At 60.5% G+C, this 4112-nt stretch carries 6 protein-coding genes; 5 read left to right on the forward strand and 1 reads right to left on the reverse strand.

What is annotated here, in order from left to right; all coding sequences use genetic code 11:
* Positions 1-80: 80 nt before the first annotated feature.
* From rimM to AC1XOS_RS20445, 5 genes are all read left to right on the forward strand, one after another.
* A complete protein-coding gene (rimM, locus tag AC1XOS_RS20425; protein ID WP_481964056.1) occupies positions 81-566 on the forward strand; it encodes a ribosome maturation factor RimM in 486 nt (161 codons plus the stop codon).
* A 2-nt stretch (positions 567-568) separates the two neighbouring features.
* Entirely contained in the window at positions 569-1363 is a 795-nt protein-coding gene (gene trmD / locus AC1XOS_RS20430; RefSeq protein WP_481964057.1) for a tRNA (guanosine(37)-N1)-methyltransferase TrmD, read from the forward strand.
* A 73-nt stretch (positions 1364-1436) separates the two neighbouring features.
* Positions 1437-1829 (forward strand): 50S ribosomal protein L19, encoded by a 393-nt coding sequence (gene rplS, locus AC1XOS_RS20435; RefSeq protein ID WP_481964058.1) that lies wholly within the window; start codon positions 1437-1439, stop codon positions 1827-1829.
* Between the two features lie 40 nt (positions 1830-1869).
* The gene (gene lepB / locus AC1XOS_RS20440; RefSeq protein ID WP_481964059.1) at positions 1870-2712 is read left to right on the forward strand and encodes a signal peptidase I; all 843 of its coding nucleotides are present in this window, start codon (positions 1870-1872) and stop codon (positions 2710-2712) included.
* A 119-nt stretch (positions 2713-2831) separates the two neighbouring features.
* On the forward strand, positions 2832-3431 hold the full coding sequence (locus tag AC1XOS_RS20445) for a ribonuclease HII (RefSeq protein WP_481964060.1): 600 nt from the start codon (positions 2832-2834) through the stop codon (positions 3429-3431).
* On the opposite strand, the gene AC1XOS_RS20450 is transcribed toward AC1XOS_RS20445, so the two are convergent.
* The gene (locus tag AC1XOS_RS20450; protein WP_481964061.1) at positions 3428-3676 is read right to left on the reverse strand and encodes a hypothetical protein; all 249 of its coding nucleotides are present in this window, start codon (positions 3674-3676) and stop codon (positions 3428-3430) included. The genes AC1XOS_RS20445 and AC1XOS_RS20450 overlap by 4 nt on opposite strands.
* Between the last annotated feature and the right edge of the window lie 436 nt (positions 3677-4112).

Here is a 4112-nt window from a genome sequence, read left to right on the forward strand (position 1 = left end):
CAAGCGCAAAGTCTACGTCGAAATCGTCGCCTGACGACTCCGACGATTGCTGAAGCGTACCGAACACGAGAGGGGCTGTGATGGAAAACGACGAACCCGTTTTGATCGGAGAAATCACCGCCCCCTTTGGTATGAGGGGAGAGGTGAAACTCTACCCGTACATGGACGATCCTAAGCTGCTGGTGGGCAAGACTTTCTTGCTCAACGGCAAGCCCAACCGTGTCCAGAGCGTTCGACCTTACCAGAGTACGTATCTGATTCTCTTTGAGGGCATGGATCGCACAGGGGCGGAGTCAATCCGCAACACCAAGCTTTTCCTGCCCAAATCCGAACTTCCCAAGCTCCCTGAGGGGGCTTACTACGACTGGCAGCTCAAAGGGCTGATGGTTCAGACCGAGTCTGGAAAACCCCTAGGGGAGATAGAGACCATTCTCTACAACCCAACCGCAAACGATGTCTATGAGACGAGCCTGGCGCTGATCCCTGCCCATGCCCAGTTCGTGCTCTCGGTAGATTTAGAAACGGGCCAGATGGTCGTCTCCGACGATCCAGGCCTCTTAAAGTAGCCATGCGGGTGGATGTCGTGACGCTCTTTCCGGAGCTGATCTTGCAGGCAACGAGCCACTCGATTGTGCAGCGGGCACAGGCGGCAGGCTCTCTGGAGCTGGACTGCGTGAACCCTCGGGACTTCACCCACGACCGGCACCGCACCGTGGACGACTGCCCTTTTGGGGGCGGGGCGGGCATGGTAATGAAAGCCGAGCCTCTCGTGGCGGCCATTGAGTCCGCAACAAAGGGCGATCCGAGTGTCCCCGTGCTACTTACCGCGCCGGATGGGGAGCCCTTTACCCAGGCACTCGCCCAAGAGCTAGCGGCTCTGCCACGCTGGGTCGTGGTCTGTGGCCACTACGAAGGCATTGACGAGCGCGTGCGTGAGGGCTGGATCACGCGCGAGGTCTCCCTAGGGGACTACGTGCTCACAGGCGGCGAGCTGGCTGCCTTAGTGATGTTAGATGCGACCGTGCGACTCTTGCCTGGGGTTCTAGGCAATGAGGAGTCGGCGCAAGAAGAGAGTTTTGAGGGGGGCGTGCTGGAGTACCCGCACTACACCCGACCGGCGGTCTTTCGTGGCCGTGGCATCCCCGAGGTTCTGACCTCCGGGCACCATGCCAATGTCGCGAAGTGGCGTCGGACCCAGGCCTTGGTGCGCACGCGTGTGCGCCGACCAGATCTCTGGGAAAAACTGCTGCCGCTTAGCAAGACGGACCAGAAACTTCTGGATGCGTACGAAGCTGAGGCGGCGCAAGCACAGGTAGAGCCGAGCTCTGCCTGGGTGGACGAACCTGTGTCCAATCCGGAGTGACGAGATCTCACTGCCGCGAAGAGACCGCCAGGGGACGCCTCCAAAAGAAACTAAATCTGTTTGGGAGACGTATATGAGTAAAGTGAACGCAACTGCGATTCGTGATATCGAAGAGGCACAGAAAAAAGCGGGCGTGCCCAGCTTCCGTGGAGGCGACACCGTGCGCGTCCACGTCAAGGTTATCGAGGGCGGCAAAGAGCGCGTCCAGATCTTTGAAGGGGTTGCTCTGAGCCGTCATGGCGCAGGCATCCGTGACACCGTTCTGGTGCGTAAGATCGCCAGCAACGGCGTCGGTGTGGAGCGTACCTTCTTGGTACACTCGCCGCGCATCGAGAAGATCGAGGTGCTCCGCCGCGCTGCTGTCCGCCGCGCCAAGCTGTACTACCTGCGTGGTCGTGTGGGCAAGGCAACCCGTCTGAAGGAAGACCGCAACGGTCGCTTCAGCCGCACACAAACCACACCATAAAGTTCCCCCGCTTGCGGGGGCCAGGGGGCTTAAGACGATAGTGGAAACTTGGACAGAGCGCATTGCCAATCTCTCCTTGCCCACTGTCGTCTTAGCCTTAGGTGGCCTAACCGTGGTACGCCTGATCTTGCGTGCCCTCCGCCGTAGCTTCTTTCTTTTTCTCTCCGAGCTCACCGAGTCCGCCCTGCTGGCGCTGGCGCTGGTCTTTCTGCTCGTGAAGCCTTTCATCCTCCAGAACTACCACATTCCCAGTCCGTCCATGCACCCCACCCTCATTGAGGGCGACCACCTGATTGTCAACAAGCTCCTCTACCGCTTGCGAGGGCCGCGCCGGGGAGAGATCGTGGTCTTTCGTGCCCCACATGATGCCGATAGCAACGAGCCGGAGTACATCAAGCGCCTGGTAGGGCTGCCCGGCGATACCATTGAGGTGCACGGAGGTTTTGTCTCTGTGGGGGGAAGCCGCTACTACCACACCGAGATTCGGGGCATCTTAGGGCTTGCCGACAGTGACGATCCCACAACACCGGGCAGCGCCCCTCTCCCCACCCTGCGCCTCACGCGCCAGGGAATCCAGGTCGGCGGTAAGACCATTAGTCCTGCGGAGTTTGCGATTCGCTCCGGCCACCGCGATGAGCCGGTGGAGATTCAGCCGGGCAAGGTCCTGCGCAATGGACAGGCGCTCTTAGAGGACTATGTGGCCGAAGACCCAGAGTACCACCTCGATCCCTACACCGTGCCTGCGGGGAGCTACTTTGTTCTGGGCGACAACCGCAACCAGTCCCATGACTCCCACGAGTGGGGTGAGCTGCCTGCCAACCGGGTGATCGGACGCGCCGAAGCCATCTTCTGGCCCCTCCCTCGCCTCCGGCGCGCCCGGTGAAGACCCTCCTCCCGAAGACCCTCCTCCCCCCCGCCCCCTCCTCCCAATCCTGGGAGGAGAGGGAGAGAGGGGGAGTTTCTGAGGGCCTTTCTCTTCCTCCCCCACTCCTCCTCCCAGGGTTGGGAGGAGGGAAGAGCGAAGCGAAGGGAGGAGGGTATCTCTGTGGCATCGATGAGGCGGGTCGGGGGGCACTGGCGGGGCCTGTTGTGGCCGCCGCTGTGATCCTTCCCGAAGGCTTTGATACAACGGGCATCGGCGACTCGAAGAAGCTCACGGCCAAGCAGCGCGAGAAAGCCTACGAGCGCATTGTCAGAGAAGCGCTCTGCTACGGCATCGGGCAGTGCGAGGCAGGCGAGATAGACACGATCAATATCCTCCGCGCCACCCACGAGGCCATGCGCCGCGCCCTCGCCGCGCTGAGCATCTCCCCCGACGAGGTGCGCGTGGACGGTCTGCCAGTTCCCAACCTGCACCCCAACTGCAAAAATCTCATCGGCGGCGATGGGCGGGATGTCGCAATCGGCGCGGCGTCTATTCTGGCCAAAGTGACACGAGATCGCCTGATGATCGCCTACGATGTGCAGTGGCCGGAGTACGGCTTTGCAGGCCACAAAGGCTACGGCGCGGCCACGCACCTAGCCGCTCTCGACCAACACGGCCCCTGCCCCATTCACCGCCGCACGTTTGGCCCCGTCGCGCAGCTCGCGATGCAGTTTTAGGCTGCACTCCAGTCCTCACAGGGAGCACCAATCGCTTGAAAGTCCCTTCCCAAGTCCAAATGCCGTAGGTCTTCCTCGTTTATCCGGCGACGTACTTCTTCGGCCTCAGAAAAAATGCGCTCGATGCGCTCCAGGTACTCAGGATCACTCTTTCGTCGCTCGATAGCCGCGAGAGCCTCACGCACCTGCTCCTCGGTCATTCCGTTTGTGCGTGGCGTATTGTCTGTTTTTATTGGTGCTGGCATGACGATTCCCTCTCCGGTTTTCTTGCCGCATTGTATCTCTTGGCTACAGCCGGTACAACACCCCCACTGCTCTCTCTTCACCTCTGGGCTTGGAGGAGCTTGTCGAGCGAGAGGAGGCGTGGGTCGGGGGAGCGGCGTCCGACGTTGGTGACGAGCTTGTTGCGGTGGTCGGTTTCGTAGGCTTCGATCAAGTCCATGAGCTTGTCACCGTCCCAGGAGATAGGGGCCGAGTCAGGGTCGGGCTTGACTTGGAAGAGGGCGTAGATGTTTTCGCTGTCGTCGGGCTGGGCGGTATTTTGCCACGCCGCGACGAGTGCCTTTGGGGTGTGTTTTTCTAGCTTCCTGCGTAGCTGCTCACGGGTATAGACATCGTAGCCCGGCTCGCGGATTAGGTTGGAGTATACATATAAAACTGATCTCCATCAGGAAACCTTAA

The sequence above is a fragment of the Armatimonas sp. genome (genome assembly GCF_964826245.1).